The following is an 18,018-nucleotide window of genomic DNA, read 5'->3' as shown; positions in this document are numbered from 1 at the left end:
GAACGACCAGGCCGCCGCCTTCGGCATGGCGAACACCACCTACGCGGTCGCGGCCCCAGCCCAGGAAGTGCGGGCCCTCGGCAGCGGTGAACGGCGTGTCGGCGGCGCCGGCCACGGTGGCGCGGGCCACGGCGGCGACGGTGACCAGGCTGACGGGCAGTTGCGGCAGGTCGAGGTCGCGGCCCCAGCGGCCGAGACCGGTCCACCGGGAGGTGAGCGCGGCGTCGAGGTGGAACGGCTGCGGGTCGTCGGCGCCCTCCGTGCCGTCGGTGCTGTCAGCCGCGCCTTCGGCCTCGACCGGCGCCTCGGCCAGTGCCTCACCCGGGTCCACCAGCTGCCAGGCCGGTCCGAGCGCGGCGTCCGGCACCGGAACGAGCCGGGTCCGCGCCGCGTGGCCGTGCACCAGGGTCGCGGTGCGCTCCTCGCCCCCGGTCCCGGCCAGATGGGCCAGCACCGCGTGGGCGGCGAGGGAACCCGCGAGCACCGCGCTGATCGGGCGCGGCGCGGCCGGCTCCGCCCCGCCGCGCTGCCAGTCGGCGGCGCGGGCCCGGACGGCCTGGAAGGCCCGGAGCTCCTGGGCGGTCGTGCAGACCGGACCGACCAGGGCCAGGTCCGCCCCGGCGGCCACCGGCAGCACCGGCGTGCCCGGCGCGAGGAGCGCCGCGGTGGCGAGCAGGTCCAGCGGCGCGTCGTGGTCGTCGATCAGCACCACCACCGTCCCCGGCGCGAGCGGGCCCGCCGCGCCCGGCAGGTCGAGCCGGTCGCTCTCGCCGACACCGTTGGCGGCCAGTCCGCGGCACGCCGCCTCGGCCCCCGGTCCCCCGCCGGCGACCGCGACCCGGGCGGCCCGCACGGCGGCGAAGGCCCGGTAGGGCTCGGCGCAGTTCGCCTCCAGGTAGCCGAGCAGCGCGGCGTGCTCCCGGGCGGTCCGCTCGTCCGGCAGCGGACCCTGCACCGCGTCCAGGTCGATCAGCACGTCCTGGGCGACCAGCGCGCGCAGCACGTGGTCGAGGACCGGCCGGGCGCGCTCGTCGCCGGCCGCCGCCACCATCGCGTCCACGCTCGTCCCGGCGAGCAGGGCGTCGAGCTGGTCGTCGACGACGGTGTAGAGGGCGGGCGGGCCGGACAGCACGAACGAGCGGTCACCGCGGATCCAGTAGACCCCCTGCGGCACCGGGGCGCAGTGCGCGTCCGGACGGAGCTTGACTCTCATGGCTTCCTCGGCTGGAATCGGGCCCCGGCGGGGCGGTCGAGCTCGATGACCCACTCGACGGCGTGGCGCCCGCGGCGCACGCCGGGCAGCGCCTCCTCCAGGTAGCTGCCGGGGGGCCGGCGGTCCAGGAACCGGGGAAGCGCGCGGACGCCCAACGCGCTGGCCAGGTCGACGTACTGCGGTTTGGTCGGCCGCCGGTTCGTCGGCTGGGCGCCGGTCGCCATGCTGCGGGCGACGGCCACCGCGTCGAAGCCGGTCTTGATCACGACCTCGTCCGGTACCCCGGACAGCGCCCGCCAGACGGTGAGGTCGACCAGGTGGCCGGCCGGCCCCTCGGGTCCGGGGGCGGCCGGGAAGTCGGGCCCGGGGTACCAGCGGCGGCGCTGCAGCACCACCTGCCCCACCGTCAGGCGGGGGGTGGCCACGGTCCGCTCCGGCGGCGGCGCGTCCCCGGTGGGGGCCGCCTCCCAGCCGAGGGACTCGACCATCACCCGGCTGGTGTCGGCCAGCCAGGTGGCCAGGCGCAGCGGGGCCGGGTGCAGGTCCGGCCAGCGCATCCCCAGCGTGACTGGACGCACCCGGACGCCGTCCGCGTCCAGCAGCAGCAACTCGTCGAGCACCGGGTCGTGCGCCAGCCGGATCCCGAGCCACTCCTCGGGGGTGACGCTCCGCTCCAGCAGCGGGATCCGGTGGTTGATGTTGACGCCGTGCAGCTCGCGGTCCTCGCGCGGTTCGGCGCCGTCCGCCGAGAACAGCGCGGCGGCCCGGCGGGCGACCGACTCGGCGGCCCGCCCGCCCAGTTCGCGGTCCGCGCCGAGGAAGCGCATGCCCAGCTGGCCGTGGCCGGGGTAGCAGCCGTTCAGCACCAGCCGGCCGCCGACCGGCTGGACCAGCAGCCCGTAGGAGGCCGCCGAGCGCCGGAACCGCTCGGGCAGGGCGGCCGCCAACTCGGCCAGCAGGCCGGACTCCAGCGCGAGTTCCTCGGCCCGCGGCCGCTCGGTGCGGTGCCGGGCGATCCGCTCGGCGACCGCGCGCACCGCGCGGGCGCGCAGCTCCAGCAGGCGCGGCAGCGAGCCGTCGCGCGGGCCGAACTCCCTGGCCCGGTCCTCGATCCGGGCCTCCCGGCCGAGGACCGCGTGGACCAGCTCGGCGGCGTGGTCGAGCAGCGGGACCGTGGCGCCGGCGCCGAAGCGGTCCACGAACAGGGTGCAGGCCAGCGCCCGCAGTTCGTGGTGGCGGTCGAAGAGCGAGATGAACTCGGTGGCCTCGGCGAGGTCGTCGAGCGCCTGCCGGTAGCCGGCGGGCGAGACCTCGAACGGGTTGAGCTGGTAGTCCTCGTTGATCCGCAGCCGGCCCGGACGCGAGGTGAGCGCGTTCAGCCGTCGCTCGGTCGCCTCCAGCCGGCTCAGCAGGGCCACCCGTTCGGGCACGGTGGCCGTGGCGAGCCGCTCCAACGTGGCGGACAGCTGGGCCAGTTCCTCGTCCACGACCGGGGCGCGGCCGCCCAGCAGCGCGCGGGCGGCGGCCGGTGGGTCCGTCGCCTGCTCGTCCAACGCCGGCCCGGAGAGCAGGATCTGGGCATCGCAGGCGGCCTCGACCATCCGCTCGGCCTGCTCGTCGGTGCAGCCCAGCCGCCGGGCCAGCGCGCGGCCCAGGTCCGCGGGTGCCACCGGGCCCAGGGCGGTCAGCTCCAGCAGGCTCCGCAGGTGGGCGGTGAGCGGGGTGGCGAGCACCCGGACCTGGTCGCCCTCGCGCCGGCGGAAGCGGACGGCGTCCGCCGTACTGCGGAGCGAGGGGTTCTGCATCACCCGGTCCACACCGCTCACCGTGCCCGCCGTGTCCGCCGTGTCCGCCTCACCGGCCTCGCCCGCCTCGGCCGCCGGCAGCAGGCCCGTCACCAACTGGGCGAACGACACCCGGTCCACCGAGAGGAGCGGGTTCGCCCGGCGGCGCTGGAAGACCACCCGGTCGAGCGGCACGCCCTGCTCGGACCAGCCGGCGAGGCCGACCGCGGTGAGGCGGGCCAGCGGCGAGGTGCGCACCATCGCGCGGGCCAGGTGCTGCAGGATCCCCCGTTCGGACTTGCGGTCCGCCTTGGAGGGCCGGCCCGCCGAGCGCGCGTAGCGGCGCACCGCGTCGAGGACCTGGGGTGAGGTGAGGGCCAGCGAGAGCTGGAAGGGCTCGGCGGCGACGGTCTCGGCCAGCGCGGCCCGTTCCCCGGCCAGGCAGGTCTCGTAGCCGGAGGTCAGGACACCGCGCGCCAGGGCGATGCGTTGCCAGGCCGCCAGCCAGGCACTGGTGGCGGCGGGCCAACTGCGGCCGCCGGCCGACGCCTTGGGGGCGCGGTGGTTGTGGACGGCGCGCTTCAGTTCGAGAACGGCCTGTAGGTCCCGGCCGGTGGCCGTCGCGGCGAGGTCGAAGAGTTCGGCGCGCGCGGCCTCGGCGAGCGAGCCGCAGAGCTGCTCGGCCTGCGTCAACGCCTCCACGGCCGTGACCAGTTCGGGCATTCCGAGGCGTCGGCCGGACAGCGGGTTGACGCGCAGCAGCACGGTGTCCGCGAGGCCGGCCGGGCCGGTGGCCACCGCGGGGGACGTGCCGGCTCCGCCGTGCGGGACGGTTCCAACCACCGTGGCCGCTGCGGCAGTCGCAGCCGCCGCGGGAGGTGCGGTGTCGGTCATCGGGTCGACTGCCCGGGTGTCGCCGGGTGGTGCGGGTACGTGGCCTGACCTGGTCCAAGTCGGTTCATGGTGACTCCAGGTGGAACGCGGTGCCCCGCCTCCAGTGAGCTGGAGCAGGGTCACGCAGGGCCGGCCCGGTCCTGCCGGGCTAGGGCTTGCGAGCGGCGCCGGCCTCAGGGCCACGGGCACCGCGGGTCGAACGCCGAGCCTCAGGCAACGCCCGTGCAGCAGCAGGAGACCGACGAGGAGCAGGAACAGCAGGCCGGCTCCACGACCAGCGACTTGCTGATCAGCTCGTCCATGTCGTCGGCGAAGCGCGCCGTGTGGGACGCCCGCAGCGCGGGGACGTCCAGGTCGGCCGCGTCCAGTACGGCCAGCTCGGTCAGGTCGAACAGAGCGAAGTCCACGCTCATGGCACACCGTCCTTCACTTGAGTCTCACTCGGGACCTACGGAGTGCTCCAGGCCGCCGGGCCCCCTGCCGAACTCACCCGTGATCGCGGCGAATTGGCGGCGAGCGGGAAACCTGGAGTGATCGCCATCCTGCGACCGGGACTTCACCCGCGGCAAGGGCGCCTCGGTGGCAGCAAACTGCACCGGCCGGGCCGTCAAGCCGCGCTCGAGTCATGGCAGCTTGCTGCAGTACCCTTTGTCCCTTTTTGTTCCACCTTCGACGAGGGATTTGACTATTTTCTTATAGAAGCTCAAAGTTTTACTCATGTCCCTGACCGGTCCATCCCGCTCTCGCGCCGCCCATGTGCCGGCGCGGTTCGGCATGCCCCCGGTCTGTCCGGACGACGTCACCTGTCGATGTCGGTGACGCCCAGGCGCTGACCACGCGGCCCCCGGGCCGTCCTCGTGGTGCACCTTCCTCCCACGCGGCCCCGTGCCGCCCGCTGCCCGTCCCCCCGGGGGACCGGTGCGCGGGCGTCCGCCGCGACCATCCCCGTCGTGCCCCTTTCCGCCCCCCTTCGTAGGCAGCCGCACCGGCGGTCCCCTACGCGCATCCCCAAGAGGCCATCATGACCAAGAGCAGGGCCGCCCTCGCGGCTGCCGTCGTCACGCTGTTGACCGGGCTGACCGCGGCCTGCGGCGGAGCGGGCACGACCTCGACGGCCGCCGCCGCGTTCGACCCGAACGCCTGCCAGGGGGGCACCCTGACGGTGCTCAACCACCGCGGGCAGGGCAACTTCGACCCGGCGGAGCTGTACACCTCCGGGGGCGGCAAGGTGCCCACGCTGGTCTTCCGCACACTCACCACGCGCAACCACACCACCGACGGCCCCGACAGCGCCAAGGTCGTGCCGGACCTGGCCACCGACACCGGCGAGCCGAACGCGGACGCGACGGTGTGGACCTACCACCTCAAGTCGGGCCTGACGTTCGAGGACGGCACGCCGATCCGGTCCGGCGACGTCAAGTACGGCCTGGAGCGCTCCTTCGCCCCCGAGCTGCCGGGCGGCCCGCCCTACCTGCGCGACTGGCTGGTCGGTGGCGAGGACTACCAGGGCCCGTACAAGGGCGGCGAGCTGGCCTCGATCGAGACCCCGGACGACAGCACCATCATCTTCAGACTGCGCAAGCCCGAGGGCGACTTCCCCTTCCTGGCGACCGCCACCCAGTTCGCCCCGGTGCCCAGGGACAAGGACACCGGCACCGCCTACCAGAAGCACCCGGTCTCCTCCGGCCCCTACAAGGTCGTCAGCAACGACGGCGGCAAGAGCATCGTGCTGGACCGCAACCCCCACTGGTCGCGCGCCCTGGACGACCAGCGACTCGCCTGCCCGGACAGGGTCCAGGTCACCTCCGGCCTCGACACCTCCGTGATCAACCAGCGGCTGGCCGCCGGCACCGGCGACGACGCCCACGCCGTCACCAGTGACAGCAACGTGGACGCCTCGGTGCTGGCCAGGCTCGCCGGCGACCCGGCCCTCAAGAAGCGGGTGGTCACCGGCTACTTCGGCGAGACCCAGTACCTGGCCTTCAACCCGACGGTGAAGCCCTTCGACGACGTGCGGGTGCGCCAGGCGATCTCCTACGCCATCGACCGCGAGTCGGTGATCAACGCGGTCGGCGGCAGCGCGGTGGCCAAGCCGGCCACCACCTTCCTGCCGGACCAGCCCGCCTTCGGATACGCGCCCTACGACTACTTCCCGGCGGGCCGCAGCGGCGACGCGGCCAAGGCCAAGGACCTGCTGGCGCAGGCCGGTTACCCGAGCGGCCTGACCATCACCCTGAGCCACTCCACGGTGACCGGCGACGGCAGCGGGCCGGAGGTGGCGGCCGCCGTCCAGCAGGCCCTGGGCAAGGCCGGCATCACCGTCAAGCTCGAAGGCACCGCCGACGACGACTACCAGACCAAGTACCAGAAGCCCGCCACCGAGCCCGGCCTCTTCCTGGCCAGCTGGGGCGCCGACTGGCCCTCCGGCGGCCCGTTCCTGGCGCCGATCTTCGACGGCCGCCAGATCCTCACCGACGGCGGCAACTACAACTCCGCCCAGCTGAACGACCCGCAGGTCAACGCGGAGATCGACGCCGCCAACAAGCTGACCGACCCGGCGCAGGCCGCCAGGGCCTGGGGCGCGCTCGACGCCGAACTCGGCCGGCAGGCCTACACCGTGCCGCTGTACCACCCGATCTACGAGCGGCTCTACGGCAAGGGCGTCAAGAACGCCTACGTCAGCCAGTGGAACGGTCTCTACGACCTGTCCCGCATCTCGGTGAAGTAGAGGGATCCCGACACCGTGAGCACCTCTTCGACGCCCCCCGCCGGGTCCGGTGCCGCCCTCCCCCGGGAGGGCGGCGCCGGGCCCCGGCCCCAGCGCCACCAGCTCTGGCGGCGGCTGCGCGCCGACCGCGCCGCCACCGCGGCGGGCGCGGTGCTCGCCCTGCTCGTCCTGCTGGCCCTCGCGGCTCCGCTGATCTCCGCGCTGGAGGGGCAGGACGCCACCACCTACCACAACGACCTGATCGACTCGGCGACCGGCGGCGTGCCGATCGGCCCCTTCGGCGGCGCGAGCGCCCGGCACTGGCTGGGCGTCGAGCCCGGCACCGGGCGCGACGTGCTCGCCCGGCTGGCCTACGGCGCGCGGATCTCGCTCTCCGTCTCGCTGGGCGCCACCGTCGTGCAGCTTGCCCTGGGCGTGCTGATCGGCCTCGCGGCGGGACTGGGCAACCGGCTCGCCGACACCGTCATCAGCCGTTCGATGGACCTGGTGATCGCCTTCCCCTCGCTGGTCTTCGCGGTCTCGCTGATGGCCGTGGTGCCCGCCTCCTTCCCCCGCCCGCTGCTGCTGATGCTGGTCATCGGCGTGCTCGGCTGGGGCCAGACCGCCCGGATCGTGCGCGGCCAGGTGCTCACCCTGCGCGGCCTGGACCACGTCTCGGCGGCCCGGCTCGCCGGCTCCGGGCGCTGGCGGGTTGCCCGCCGCGAGGTGCTGCCCGCGCTGGCGGCCCCGGTGATCACCTACGGCGTGCTGCAACTGCCGGCCAACGTCGCCCAGGAGGCCGGGCTCTCCTTCCTCGGCGTCGGGGTGCGCCCGCCCACCCCGTCCTGGGGCCAGATGCTCTCCAGCGCCACCAACTGGTTCCAGGCCGACCCGTCCTACGTGCTGCTGCCGGCGGCGCTGCTCTTCGTCACCGTGCTGGCCTTCACCGTCCTCGGTGAGAGCGTGCGCACCGCGCTCGACCCGCGCGCCAAGTCCCGGCTGCGCGCCGGGATCGACCGGCGGCGCGGCAAGAACCGGACCCCGGGGGTGCCGGCATGATCCGCTTCCTGCTGCGCCGCGCCGTCAGCACCGCGCTGGTGCTGCTCGTCATGTCGGCCGTCGTCTACCTGGTCTTCTACACCGCCCCGCACGACCCGGCCGTGCTGGTCTGCGGCAAGGGCTGCGACGGCACCCGGCTCGCCGTCGTGCGGCACAAGCTCGGCACCGACCTGCCGGTCTGGGAGCAGTACGCGGACTTCCTGCGCGGCCTGTTCGCCGGACGCACCTTCGACTCCGGCACCGACCTCACGCAGTGCGCGGCGCCGTGCCTGGGCTACTCCTTCCAGTCCGACCAGCCCGTGCTGGAGATGATCACCCAGCGGCTGCCCGTCGACTTCTCGCTCACGCTGGGCGCGATGGTGATCTGGCTGGTCCTGGGCGTCGGCACCGGCCTGCTCTCCGCGCTGCGCCGCGGGCGCCTGTCCGAACGCGCCCTGACCGCGCTGACGCTGGCGGGCATGTCGACCCCGGTCTTCCTGATCGGCCTGCTGCTGATGATGGTCTTCTGCGCCTACCTGCAGTGGCTGCCCTTCCCCAGCTACACCGCCTTCACCGACGACCCGGTGCAGTGGGCCGCCAACCTGGTGCTGCCCTGGCTCTCGCTGGCCCTGATCGTCTCGGCCGGCTACGCCCGGATGACCCGCAGCAGCATGCTGGAGACCCTCGCCGAGGACCACATCAGGACCAACCGCGCCTACGGGCTCACCGAGCGCCGGATCGTGGTGCGGCACGCCCTGCGCGGCGCCCTGGTCCCGGTGCTGACCCTGCTCGCCATCGACGTGGGCTCGATGCTCGGCGGGGCGATGCTCACCGAGTCGGTCTTCGGGTTCGACGGGCTGGGCCGCCTGCTGGTGCAGTCGGTCAACCAGATCGACCTGCCGATCGTGGTCGGCGTCACCCTGTTCGCGGGGTTCTTCATCGTGATCGCCAACGCCGCCGCGGACCTCCTGTACGCACTGGCCGACCCGAGGGTGAGCCTGGCATGACGCAGCACCAACCACCGGCCGCGCCCTCCGGGATCCTGGTCGAGGTCAGCGACCTGCGGGTCGCCTTCCACACCGCCACCGGAGCGGTCACCGCCGTCGACGGCCTCTCCTTCGAGCTGGCGGCCGGCGAGTCGCTCGCCCTGGTGGGCGAGTCCGGGTCCGGCAAGAGCACGGTGGCCGCCGCCCTGCTGGGCCTGCACCACGGCGGCGAGGCCGAAGTGACCGGCCGGATCCGGGTCGACGGCACCGAGGTGCTCACCGCCTCGCCGGCCGAACTGCGGGCGCTGCGCGGCGCCCGGGCGGCGATGGTCTTCCAGGACCCGCTCTCCGCGCTCGACCCCTACTGGTCCATCGGCGACCAGATCGCCGAGGTGCACCGGGTGCACACCGGCTCCTCGCGCCGGGCGGCGCGCCAGCGCGCCGTCGAGGTGCTGGACCGGGTCGGCATCCCGGACCCGGCCCGGCGCGCCGACGCCCACCCGCACGAGTTCTCCGGCGGGATGCGCCAGCGCGCCCTGATCGCCATGGCGCTGGCCTGCTCGCCGCGCCTGCTGATCGCCGACGAGCCCACCACCGCGCTGGACGTCACCGTGCAGGCGCAGATCCTCGACCTGCTGCACGAGTTGCGCGCCGAGACCGGCATGGCGCTGCTGCTGGTCACCCACGACCTGGGAGTGGTCGCGGGCAACACCGACCGGGTGCTGGTGATGCGCGGCGGGCGGGAGGTGGAGCACGGCCCGGTCGCGCGGGTGCTCGGCGCACCGGACGCGCCGTACACCCGGGAGCTGGTCACCGCCGTGCCACGGCTGGACAGCGTGCGCGAGCGACCGGCGGCACTCGGCGGGGGCGCTGTGCCCGGCGGGGACGCGGTGCCCGACCGGGACACGGTGCCCGGCGGGGGCGTCCCCGGCACACCGGACGCCCTGCTGACCGTCACCGACCTGCACCGGCACTACCCGGCCCCCGCCCGGGCCGGCGGGTCCGGGCTGCTGCGCCGCCGCGAGCGGCAGCGCGCGGTGGACGGCGTCAGCCTGGACGTCCGCCGGGGCGAGACGCTCGGCATCGTGGGCGAGAGCGGCAGCGGCAAGACCACCCTGGGCCGCCTCATGGTCCGGCTGCTCGAACCCACCTCCGGCCGGATCCACTTCGAGGGCACCGACCTCACCCGGTGCAGCGAGCGCCGCCTGCGCCCGCTGCGCCGGGACCTGCAGATGATCTTCCAGGACCCGGTCTCCTCGCTCAACCCGCGCCGCAGCATCGGCGAGTCGGTCGCCGACCCGCTGCGCGCCCACGGCGCCGACGACCGCACGGTCCGCCGCGAGGTGGCCGAGCTGCTGGAACGGGTGGGCCTGCACCCCGACTGGTACGGCCGCTATCCGCACGAGTTCTCCGGCGGCCAGCGCCAACGGGTCGGCATCGCCCGGGCGCTGGCCCCGCGCCCCAAGCTGATCGTCTGCGACGAACCGGTCTCCGCGCTGGACGTCTCCACCCAGGCCCAGATCGTGCGCCTGCTCGCGGACCTGCAAAGGGAGTTGGGCCTCACCCTGGTCTTCGTCGCGCACGACCTGGCGGTGGTCCGGCAGGTCAGCGACCGCATCGCGGTGATGCGCCAGGGCCGGATAGTCGAGCTCGGCACGGTCGAGGAGGTCTACGGCGCGCCCCGACACCCCTACACCCGCGGCCTGCTGGCGGCCGTCCCGGTCCTCGACCCCGCCGAGGCCGACCAGCGCCGAGCCGCCCGCGCCGCCCTGCGCACCCCACACCCGGAAGCCGTCCCGGCCGGCCGACCCTGACACCGGGGCCGGTGAGGGAACCCGGCAGACCGGAGGTGTGGACGACCGAGCAGCGCGCCCGCCTCGCCGCCGACCCCGACCCCACGGTCCGGGCCACGCCGGCGAAGTGGCGGGCGGGCAAGGTGCGCGGCCGCCCGTCCGACCACGTCACCTTCCGGCGGTGAGCCCGCCGACCACGGTCGGAGTGCGCCCACGGGGCCGACCGCCTCCCCGTGGGCCCCGGCCGCCGCTCCGCGCGGCAGGGGCCCGGACGGTGCACCGTCCGGGCCCTGCCGCGCGAGAGGTACTAGCGGTTGGCGCCCCAGACGGTGGTGGACGAGTTGCCCACCCGCTGGACGTAGGGCTGCACCCAGCGGGAGCCGTCGTCGTTGGTCGAGAACCCGCCGCCGGTGATGCCGCCGACGTAGCCCTGGTCGCTGGTGTAGGCCCCGGCCGCGCAACCGACGGTGCCGTTGCTGTGGTTGGTCAGGTCGTACTCCACGAACCAGTGGCTGTTGTAGTAGAAGTGCACGTAGATCGAGCAGGTGCCGGTGGTGTCCCACACCGTGTACGAGCTGGTGTTCAGCGGCGAGTGGGCCTGAGCGGCGGTGGCGCCCGCGAAGGCGAGCAGCGGTGCTGCCGCGATCACGGCGATCCTGCTCCAGGTGGAACGGCGCATGGTGGTTCTCCTCCCGTTGTGGTCTCGACCAATCCAGTCGCTGGTCCAGACCAATCACCACTATGCGGCCGGGACCGGTGGCGGCGTCAAGGGTCGTGACGCGAGTGGTCTCTGATGCTCCATCAGTCCCCAGGTCACACCGCACGGGCCGCCGGGATTCACGATCCACCCCACCCTGGAACGGGACGGCGAGCCGCCCTTCGTTGCCGGATCATCACCGGATGGGCCTTCCGAAATATTCCTATCTGTGATATGATGTCAGATTTGGCCGGTACGCTCCGATGTCATGGTGAACAACGGACAGCCGAGCCGCACGGCCCTCATGGCAGCCGCGGCGCGCGCGGCACATCTCCTCGTCGACGACTCCCCCGCGATCTTCGCCGATCCCCTGGCGCGGACCCTCCTGGGTGAGCGCGCGGAGGAACTGCTCGGCTACCACCGCTCCTTCGGTGAGCACCCCCTGCTCTGCGGCACGCGCACGACGGTCACCACCCGCAGCCGCTACACCGAGGACCGGCTCGCCGCGCTCGCCGCCCGGGGCCTCGACCAGTACGTGATCCTCGGCGCCGGGCTGGACTCCTTCGCCTACCGGTCCGAACTGGCCCACCCCGTCACGGTGTTCGAGGTCGACGAGCCCGCGACCCAGGCGTGGAAGCGGGACCTGCTGGCATCGACGGGCACGGCCGTGCCGCCATCGGCCGTCTTCGTCCCCGTCGACTTCGAGCGGGACGGCGCCCGGTCGCTGACCGACCGTCTCGTCCGGGCCGGCTTCGATCCGGGCCGGCCCGCGCTGGTCAGCTGGCTCGGGGTCACGATGTACCTCACCCGGGAGGCGATCGGCCGCACCCTGGCCGCCGTCAGCGGCTTCGCACCGGGCAGCGAGCTCATCGTGGAGCACTTCCTGCCGGCCGAACTACGGGACGAGGCCGGCCAGTCGTACGCGGAGATGGCGATGGCCGCGACGGCCGAGCAGGGCGAGCCCTGGCGCACCTTCCTCAGCGTCGAACAGCTGGACCGGCTGCTGGTCGAGCACCGGCTCCAGCCGGTCGAGTACGTGCCGCAGCGCGAGACGCTGGCGCCCGCCGACTGGCAGCGCACCGACGCGCTGCGCCCGCTCGACCTCCCCGTCCTGGCCCGCGCCCGCGTCCCGGCCCGCCAGGTCTCTCAGCCAACCGCCCCGGCCGAGCCCTGGAGCGCCAGGTCGAGCGGCGCCGCCTGCGGCGCCGACGGCGGGGTGACCGCCGCCGGCTCGCCCCCGTCGGAGACCGCGACCGGGCGGGGACCGGTGGCGGGGGCCGCGGTCAGGTCGACGCCGGCGGTGGGGCCGACCTCCCAGGGCTGGCTCATCGCGTCTCCCAGGAGTCAGCGTGATCGGATCGCCACCGAGCGTACAAATCCTCCTGACGCCACGTCAATGCCGCGCTGACGGCCGGGCCGGGCCCGCACGAGCCCCGCCCGGCCGCACTCCCGCCCCGCGCCCTACTCCCCCAGGGCGTGGCCGACCAGCGCCCGCGCCTCCTCCTGCACCCGGGCCAGGTGCTCGGGCCCGTGGAAGCTCTCGGCGTAGATCTTGTACACGTCCTCGGTCCCGGAGGGCCGGGCCGCGAACCAGGCGTTCTCGGTGCAGACCTTGAGCCCGCCGATCGCGGCGCCGTTGCCGGGGGCCTCGGTCAGCACGGCGGTGATCGGCTCGCCCGCCAGCTGGTCGGCCGTCACCTGCGCGGCGCTGAGCCGCGCCAGGGCCGCCTTCTGCTCGCGGTCGGCCGGGGCGTCCACCCGCGCGTAGGCCGGCGCGCCGAACCGCCCGGCCAGTTCGGCGTAGCGCTGGGACGGCGTGCGGCCGGTGACCGCGGTGATCTCGGCGGCCAGCAGGGCCAGCAGGATGCCGTCCTTGTCGGTGGTCCAGACCCCGCCGTCGCGGCGCAGGAAGGAGGCGCCCGCGGACTCCTCGCCGCCGAAGCCCAGCCGGCCGGCGAGCAGCCCGTCGACGAACCACTTGAACCCCACCGGGACCTCCACCAGCTCACGGCCCAGGTCGCCGGCCACCCGGTCGATCATCGAGGAGGAGACCAGGGTCTTGCCGACCGCGGCCTTCGCCGGCCAGTCGGGGCGGTGCCGGTAGAGGTAGTCGATCGCCACCGCCAGGTAGTGGTTGGGGTTCATCAGCCCGGCGTCGGGCGTCACGATGCCGTGCCGGTCGGCGTCCGCGTCGTTGCCGGTGGCGATCGCGTACCGGTCCTGGCGCTCGATCAGCGAGGCCATCGCGTAGGGCGAGGAGCAGTCCATCCGGATCCTGCCGTCCCAGTCCAGGGTCATGAACCGCCAGGTCGGGTCGGTGAGCGGGTTGACCACGGTCAGGTCCAGCCGGTGGGTCTCGGCGATCCGCCCCCAGTAGGCGACCGAGGCGCCGCCGAGCGGGTCGGCACCGATCCGCAGCCCGGCCGCGCGCACCGCGTCCAGGTCCAGGACGGCGGGCAGGTCCTCGGTGTACCCGGTCAGGAAGTCGTGCCGGCCGGTGGTCGCGGCGGCCAGCGCCCGGGCGTACGGGACCCGGCGGACCCCGGCCAGGCCCGCGGCGATCAGCTCGTTGGCGCGGTCCTGGATCCAGCCGGTGGCCGCCGAGTCGGCCGGGCCGCCGTGCGGCGGGTTGTACTTGAAGCCGCCGTCGCGCGGGGGATTGTGCGAGGGCGTCACCACGATGCCGTCCGCCGCCGCGGTGCCCGGGTGGGACCGGTTGTGGGCCAGGACGGCGTGCGAGACCGCCGGTGTGGGCGTGTAGCCGTCGGCGCTGTCGATCAGGACGGTGACCCCGTTGCCGGCCAGCACCTCCAGCGCGGTGGCCCGGGCCGGCTCGGAGAGCGCGTGGGTGTCGGCGCCCAGGAAGAGCGGGCCGCCGGTGCCCTGGCCGGCGCGGTACTCGCAGATCGCCTGCGTGGTGGCCGCGATGTGGTCCTCGTTGAACGCGGTGTCCAGCGCGGACCCGCGGTGCCCGGAGGTGCCGAAGGCCACCCGCTGCCCCGGCTCGCCGGGGTCGGGGTGCAGCGTGTAGTAGGCCGTCACCAGCCGTGCCACGTCCACCAGGTCGCCCGGCTCGGCCGCCAGGCCTGCCCGCTCGTCCACCATCGTGCTGTCCTCCACTCGTCGTCCCGGCCCGCTGCGCCGCCCTCGTCGGACGGCTGGGCAGCGCCCCCCGCTGCTGCCACCATCACCACTATGCCGAGGCGTCAGCTCGCCGTCATGGCGGCCCAGCGGGGCAACCCTGACTGTTCATGAGCGATTCTGTTGACCTACTGGCGGGAAACTTAACAGGATTGAGCACCTCCACTCCTCCCCACCCCTTCCGAGGACGGCGATGATCAGACCACGTAGCCGCACCCGCACCGCCATCCGCACCGCCACCCGCGCGCTCGCCACCATCACCGCGCTGGCCGGCGCCCTGCTGCTGCCGGCGACCCCCGGCCAGGCCGCCGGCGCCGGGCGGGCCGACCTCGGCCCGGCCCCGGCGGTCGTCCGCACCGGACCGCAGCTCGCCGCCTCCTGGACCGGCCCGCTCAGCACCCGCGGCCGCTACGTGGTCGACGCCACCGGCGCCCGGTTCAAGCTGGTCTCCGGCAACTGGGAGGGCGCGCAGGGCACTTGGCTGGGCAGCGGCGCGGTCGACGACCCGGCGCAGAACCAGAGCGGCGAGGTGTCGTACAACCTCCCGCTGGGCCTGGACCGGGCCTCCCTACCGACGATCCTGGCCGGCTTCCACGGGCTGGGGATCAACAGCATCCGGCTGCCCTTCTCCAACGCGCTCGTCCACGACACCACCCCGGTCCCCGACGCGGCCCTCGCCGCCAACCCGACGCTGCGCGGCGAAACCCCGCTCCAGGTGTACGACGCGGTGGTCGCCGCACTCACCGCGGACGGCTTCGCGGTGATCCTCAACAACCACACCACCACCGCCCGTTGGTGCTGCGGACTGGACGGCAACGAGCGCTGGAACAGCGGCCAGAGCACGGCGCAGTGGGAGAGCGACTGGCTCTTCATGGTGAACCGGTACCGCAACGACAAGCGGGTCGTCGGCGCCGACCTGCGCAACGAGGTGCGCCGCGACGTCTGGGACGACCCCAACTGGGGCTGGGGCGACGGCCATGACGAGAACGCGGCGTTCGAGGAGGCCGGCAACCGGATCCTTCAGGCCGACCCGGACCTGCTGATCATCATGGAGGGCATCAACTGGCAGGGCATCCCGCTGAACGGCTTCGCGCACGGCCGGCCGATGCTCACCCCGGTGCAGAACCTCTCCAACACCCTGATCGCCTCCGACAAGCTGGTCTACTCGGCGCACTTCTACGCCTACACCGGCCCGGCCAACAGCGGCGCCGCCGGCGGCCTGGGCGCCACCTCCGACCCGCGCTACGAGGACTTCACCCCGGCGCAGCTCGCCCAGGTGGTCGACCAGGAGGCGCTCTTCGTCACGCAGGCCGGGCAGCACTTCACCGCCCCGGTCTGGGTCAGCGAGTTCGGCGCGGCCGGGCGCGACGAGAGCGACCCGAAGGAACGGGCCTGGTTCGACGCCTTCACCGACATCCTGGCCGCCGACGACACCGACTTCGCGATCTGGCCGCTGGTCGGCTGGATGCGCAACGGCGTTCCGCTGGACTCCTGGGCGCTGCTGGACTACGACCCGAACGGCCACCAGCTGAGCGTCGACGACCCCGGCGACTGGCGGGCCGCCGACTGGCACAAGCTGGTCGACGCGCCCGGTCGGACCGGACCGGTGGCGCGCTCCACCCGCTGGAACATGCTGAACCTGGACCACGCGGACTACGACGTCTCGGCGCGGATGCTCGCCCTGCCCGACTGGGACTCCGGCGGCCGCAAGGGCGCGTGCCCGGACAGCGAGCGGCTCACCGGCCTGGGCCGCAGCGACAGCCGCGGCCTGTGCACCGACGCCGGCGAGCCCGCCCAGGGCGCCGCGCCGCGCGTGGTGGTCACCGACGAGCGCTACGTCACCGAGGGCGACTGGGCCTCGGGGTACAACAAGCTCCAGTGCCCCGACAACTCCTTCGCCGTCGGGTACAGCGTGCGCGGCAACGCCATGTCCACCCTGCTCTGCGCGCCCGCGGGCACCCCGCTGCCCACCGGCGGGCACGACGTCTGGTTCGACCACGGCGACAACCGCCCGGCCACCGGCGGCTCGAACGCCAGCGACTGGGCCCCGGGCTACTACAAGGGCCAGTGCGCGGACGACGAGTACCTGGCCGGCGTCGCCTACACCTGGCGGTGGAACCACGGCGGCGTCCCCGACGCGCTGCTCTGCCGGCCGCTGAGCTGAGGCCGGGCCCAGCCGGCGGGGCGGCGGCCTCCGAGCAGCACTCCGGAGCCGCCGCCCCCTGGCGCCGCCCTCGGGTCACCGTTCCCGACCAACCGTCAGCCAAGGCCCCTGAGCGGGGCGTTGTCGCCCACGACGACACGCTTCGTCGACGTCCCGGAGCGCTCTGGCAGACTGTGCCCGCCCGGCGATCGGTGACGCCGGACATGACAGGGGGACGGGGATGTGGGCTCGGGGGACGGTGCTCGGGGGCCGCTACACGCTGGCCGAGCGGCTCGGCGGCGGCGCGATGGGGGACGTCTGGCGCGCCGACGACGGCGTGCTCGAACGGCGGGTCGCGGTCAAGATCCTGCTCCCGGCGCTGCTCGACGACGCCACATTCATGGAGCGCTTCCGGCGGGAGGCCAGGATCCTCGCCTCGCTCGACCACCCCGGGGTCGTGGACGTGCACGACTACGGCGAGAACGCGGGCGACGAGGCAAGCGGTGACGGGGAAGGCACCCGGATCGCCTACATCGTCATGGAACTCGTCGCCGGACGGCCGCTGGACGAGGTCCTCGCGGCGACCGGCCCGATGCCCGTCGGTCCGACCCTCGACATCGTCGCCCAGGCGCTGGACGCCCTGCAGGCCGCACACCGGCGCGACATCGTGCACCGCGACATCAAGCCCGCCAACCTGATGCTGCGCGACGACGGCCGGGTGACGATGACCGACTTCGGCATCGCCCGCGCCCTGGCCGGCACGAAGATCACCACCTCGCACTCGGTCCTCGGCACCGCTCTCTACCTCGCCCCCGAGCGGGCCGAGGGCGCCCCCACCACGGCGGCGAGCGACCTCTACTCGACCGGCGTGGTCTGCTACGAGATGCTCACCGGCGAGCCGCCGTTCGCCGGGGAGACGGCGCTGGAGGTCGTCCTCAAGCACGTGCGGGAGCCGGCGCCCGCGCTGTCCGCCGACTTCCCGCAGCCGGTGCGCGACTTCGTCGCCAGGGCGCTCGCCAAGCGCCCCGAGGACCGGTTCGCCAGTGCGGAAGAGATGGCGGCCGCGGCCCGCCGCGCGGCCGACGGCCTGCCGTGGGCGAGCGCGGCGGCGGGCGCACCGGCCATCGCCCCGGCGACGAGCGGCACCGTCCCGCTCGGACCCGCCGAACCGGCGGCACCGGCACCGGCACCGGCCGCTGGGGCTAAGGCTGAGGTCGCCCCCGCCCCGGTGCCCGTCCCCACCCCCGCCGTGGACGCCGCCGTCCTCGCCGCCGCCGTCGCCGCGACCGTGGCCGCGCAGCGTCCGCGGCGGGGCTGGCGCCGCTCCCTCGTCCCGGTCGTGATTCCCTGCTGCGTCACCGTGGTCGCCGGGACGGCGCTGCTCGTCCAGACGGTCCCCTTCCGCTCCGACGCGAGCACGCCCGACCCGCGGCCGTCCGTGACGCTCACCGCCACCGGCGGCACGGCGTCCGCCCCGGGCCCGGCCGCCCCCGGCGCCACCGCACCGTCCCAGGCCTCGACCGCCGCCACCACGCCCGCCGACCCCGCCGCCGCGAGCGCGCCGGGCTCGGCTCCGGCATCCGGCCCGGCCAACCCCGCGCCCGGCGCCGCGGCGTCCGGGG

12 protein-coding genes and 1 pseudogene are annotated in these 18,018 nt (G+C 74.4%); 8 read left to right on the top strand and 5 right to left on the bottom strand.

The features are described from left to right. The 3 genes and pseudogenes from ABD323_RS32370 to ABD323_RS32360 all read right to left on the bottom strand — a co-directional run. Positions 1-1,213: pseudogene (locus ABD323_RS32370) on the bottom strand (hypothetical protein); the annotation flags it as partial. Beyond that, positions 1,210-3,840 carry a lantibiotic dehydratase gene (locus tag ABD323_RS32365; protein ID WP_344445616.1) on the bottom strand — a complete coding sequence of 877 codons (2,631 nt, stop codon included), beginning with the start codon at positions 3,838-3,840 and terminating at the stop codon, positions 1,210-1,212. The gene ABD323_RS32365 and the pseudogene ABD323_RS32370, both read right to left, overlap by 4 nt. Positions 3,841-4,100: 260 nt before the next feature. Continuing rightward, the gene (locus tag ABD323_RS32360; protein ID WP_344445615.1) at positions 4,101-4,304 is read right to left on the bottom strand and encodes a hypothetical protein; all 204 of its coding nucleotides are present in this window, start codon (positions 4,302-4,304) and stop codon (positions 4,101-4,103) included. Between the two features lie 608 nt (positions 4,305-4,912). On the opposite strand from ABD323_RS32360, the gene ABD323_RS32355 reads away from it, so the two are divergent. The 5 genes from ABD323_RS32355 to ABD323_RS32335 are packed head-to-tail and all read left to right on the top strand — an operon-like array spanning position 4,913 to position 10,600. Continuing rightward, positions 4,913-6,619, top strand: coding sequence for an ABC transporter substrate-binding protein (locus ABD323_RS32355; RefSeq protein WP_344445614.1), 1,707 nt, complete (start codon positions 4,913-4,915; stop codon positions 6,617-6,619). A 15-nt stretch (positions 6,620-6,634) separates the two neighbouring features. Next, positions 6,635-7,657, top strand: a complete 1,023-nt coding sequence (locus ABD323_RS32350) for an ABC transporter permease (RefSeq protein ID WP_344445613.1) — start codon at positions 6,635-6,637, stop codon at positions 7,655-7,657. Further along, the gene (locus ABD323_RS32345; RefSeq protein ID WP_344445612.1) at positions 7,654-8,643 is read left to right on the top strand and encodes an ABC transporter permease; all 990 of its coding nucleotides are present in this window, start codon (positions 7,654-7,656) and stop codon (positions 8,641-8,643) included. The genes ABD323_RS32350 and ABD323_RS32345 overlap by 4 nt, the downstream gene beginning before the upstream one ends. Next, positions 8,640-10,436: an ABC transporter ATP-binding protein gene (locus ABD323_RS32340; protein WP_344445611.1), complete on the top strand. Its 1,797-nt coding sequence runs from the start codon at positions 8,640-8,642 to the stop codon at positions 10,434-10,436. The genes ABD323_RS32345 and ABD323_RS32340 overlap by 4 nt, the downstream gene beginning before the upstream one ends. 11 nt (positions 10,437-10,447) lie before the next feature. Continuing rightward, positions 10,448-10,600 (top strand): hypothetical protein, encoded by a 153-nt coding sequence (locus tag ABD323_RS32335; RefSeq protein WP_344445610.1) that lies wholly within the window; start codon positions 10,448-10,450, stop codon positions 10,598-10,600. A 122-nt stretch (positions 10,601-10,722) separates the two neighbouring features. On the opposite strand, the gene ABD323_RS32330 is transcribed toward ABD323_RS32335, so the two are convergent. After that, positions 10,723-11,094: a hypothetical protein gene (locus ABD323_RS32330; protein ID WP_344445609.1), complete on the bottom strand. Its 372-nt coding sequence runs from the start codon at positions 11,092-11,094 to the stop codon at positions 10,723-10,725. A 286-nt stretch (positions 11,095-11,380) separates the two neighbouring features. On the opposite strand from ABD323_RS32330, the gene ABD323_RS32325 reads away from it, so the two are divergent. Further along, positions 11,381-12,520, top strand: a complete 1,140-nt coding sequence (locus tag ABD323_RS32325; RefSeq protein WP_344445608.1) for a class I SAM-dependent methyltransferase — start codon at positions 11,381-11,383, stop codon at positions 12,518-12,520. Between the two features lie 53 nt (positions 12,521-12,573). On the opposite strand, the gene pgm is transcribed toward ABD323_RS32325, so the two are convergent. Next, entirely contained in the window at positions 12,574-14,217 is a 1,644-nt protein-coding gene (pgm, locus tag ABD323_RS32320) for a phosphoglucomutase (alpha-D-glucose-1,6-bisphosphate-dependent) (RefSeq protein WP_344445617.1), read from the bottom strand. Between the two features lie 229 nt (positions 14,218-14,446). Here pgm and ABD323_RS32315 point away from each other — a divergent pair, with 229 nt between their 5' ends. Together ABD323_RS32315 and ABD323_RS32310 are read left to right on the top strand one after the other, a co-directional pair. Continuing rightward, on the top strand, positions 14,447-16,417 hold the full coding sequence (locus tag ABD323_RS32315; RefSeq protein ID WP_344445607.1) for a glycoside hydrolase family 5 protein: 1,971 nt from the start codon (positions 14,447-14,449) through the stop codon (positions 16,415-16,417). Between the two features lie 220 nt (positions 16,418-16,637). After that, the coding region (locus ABD323_RS32310; protein ID WP_344445606.1) for a protein kinase domain-containing protein at positions 16,638-18,018 on the top strand (1,381 nt) is incomplete at its 3' end.

It is taken from the genome of Kitasatospora nipponensis (assembly GCF_039528135.1).
Classification (GTDB): domain Bacteria; phylum Actinomycetota; class Actinomycetes; order Streptomycetales; family Streptomycetaceae; genus Kitasatospora; species Kitasatospora nipponensis.
The sequence above is the reverse complement of the archived record's forward strand: the minus strand, read 5'-3'. Positions and strand labels throughout refer to the sequence as shown.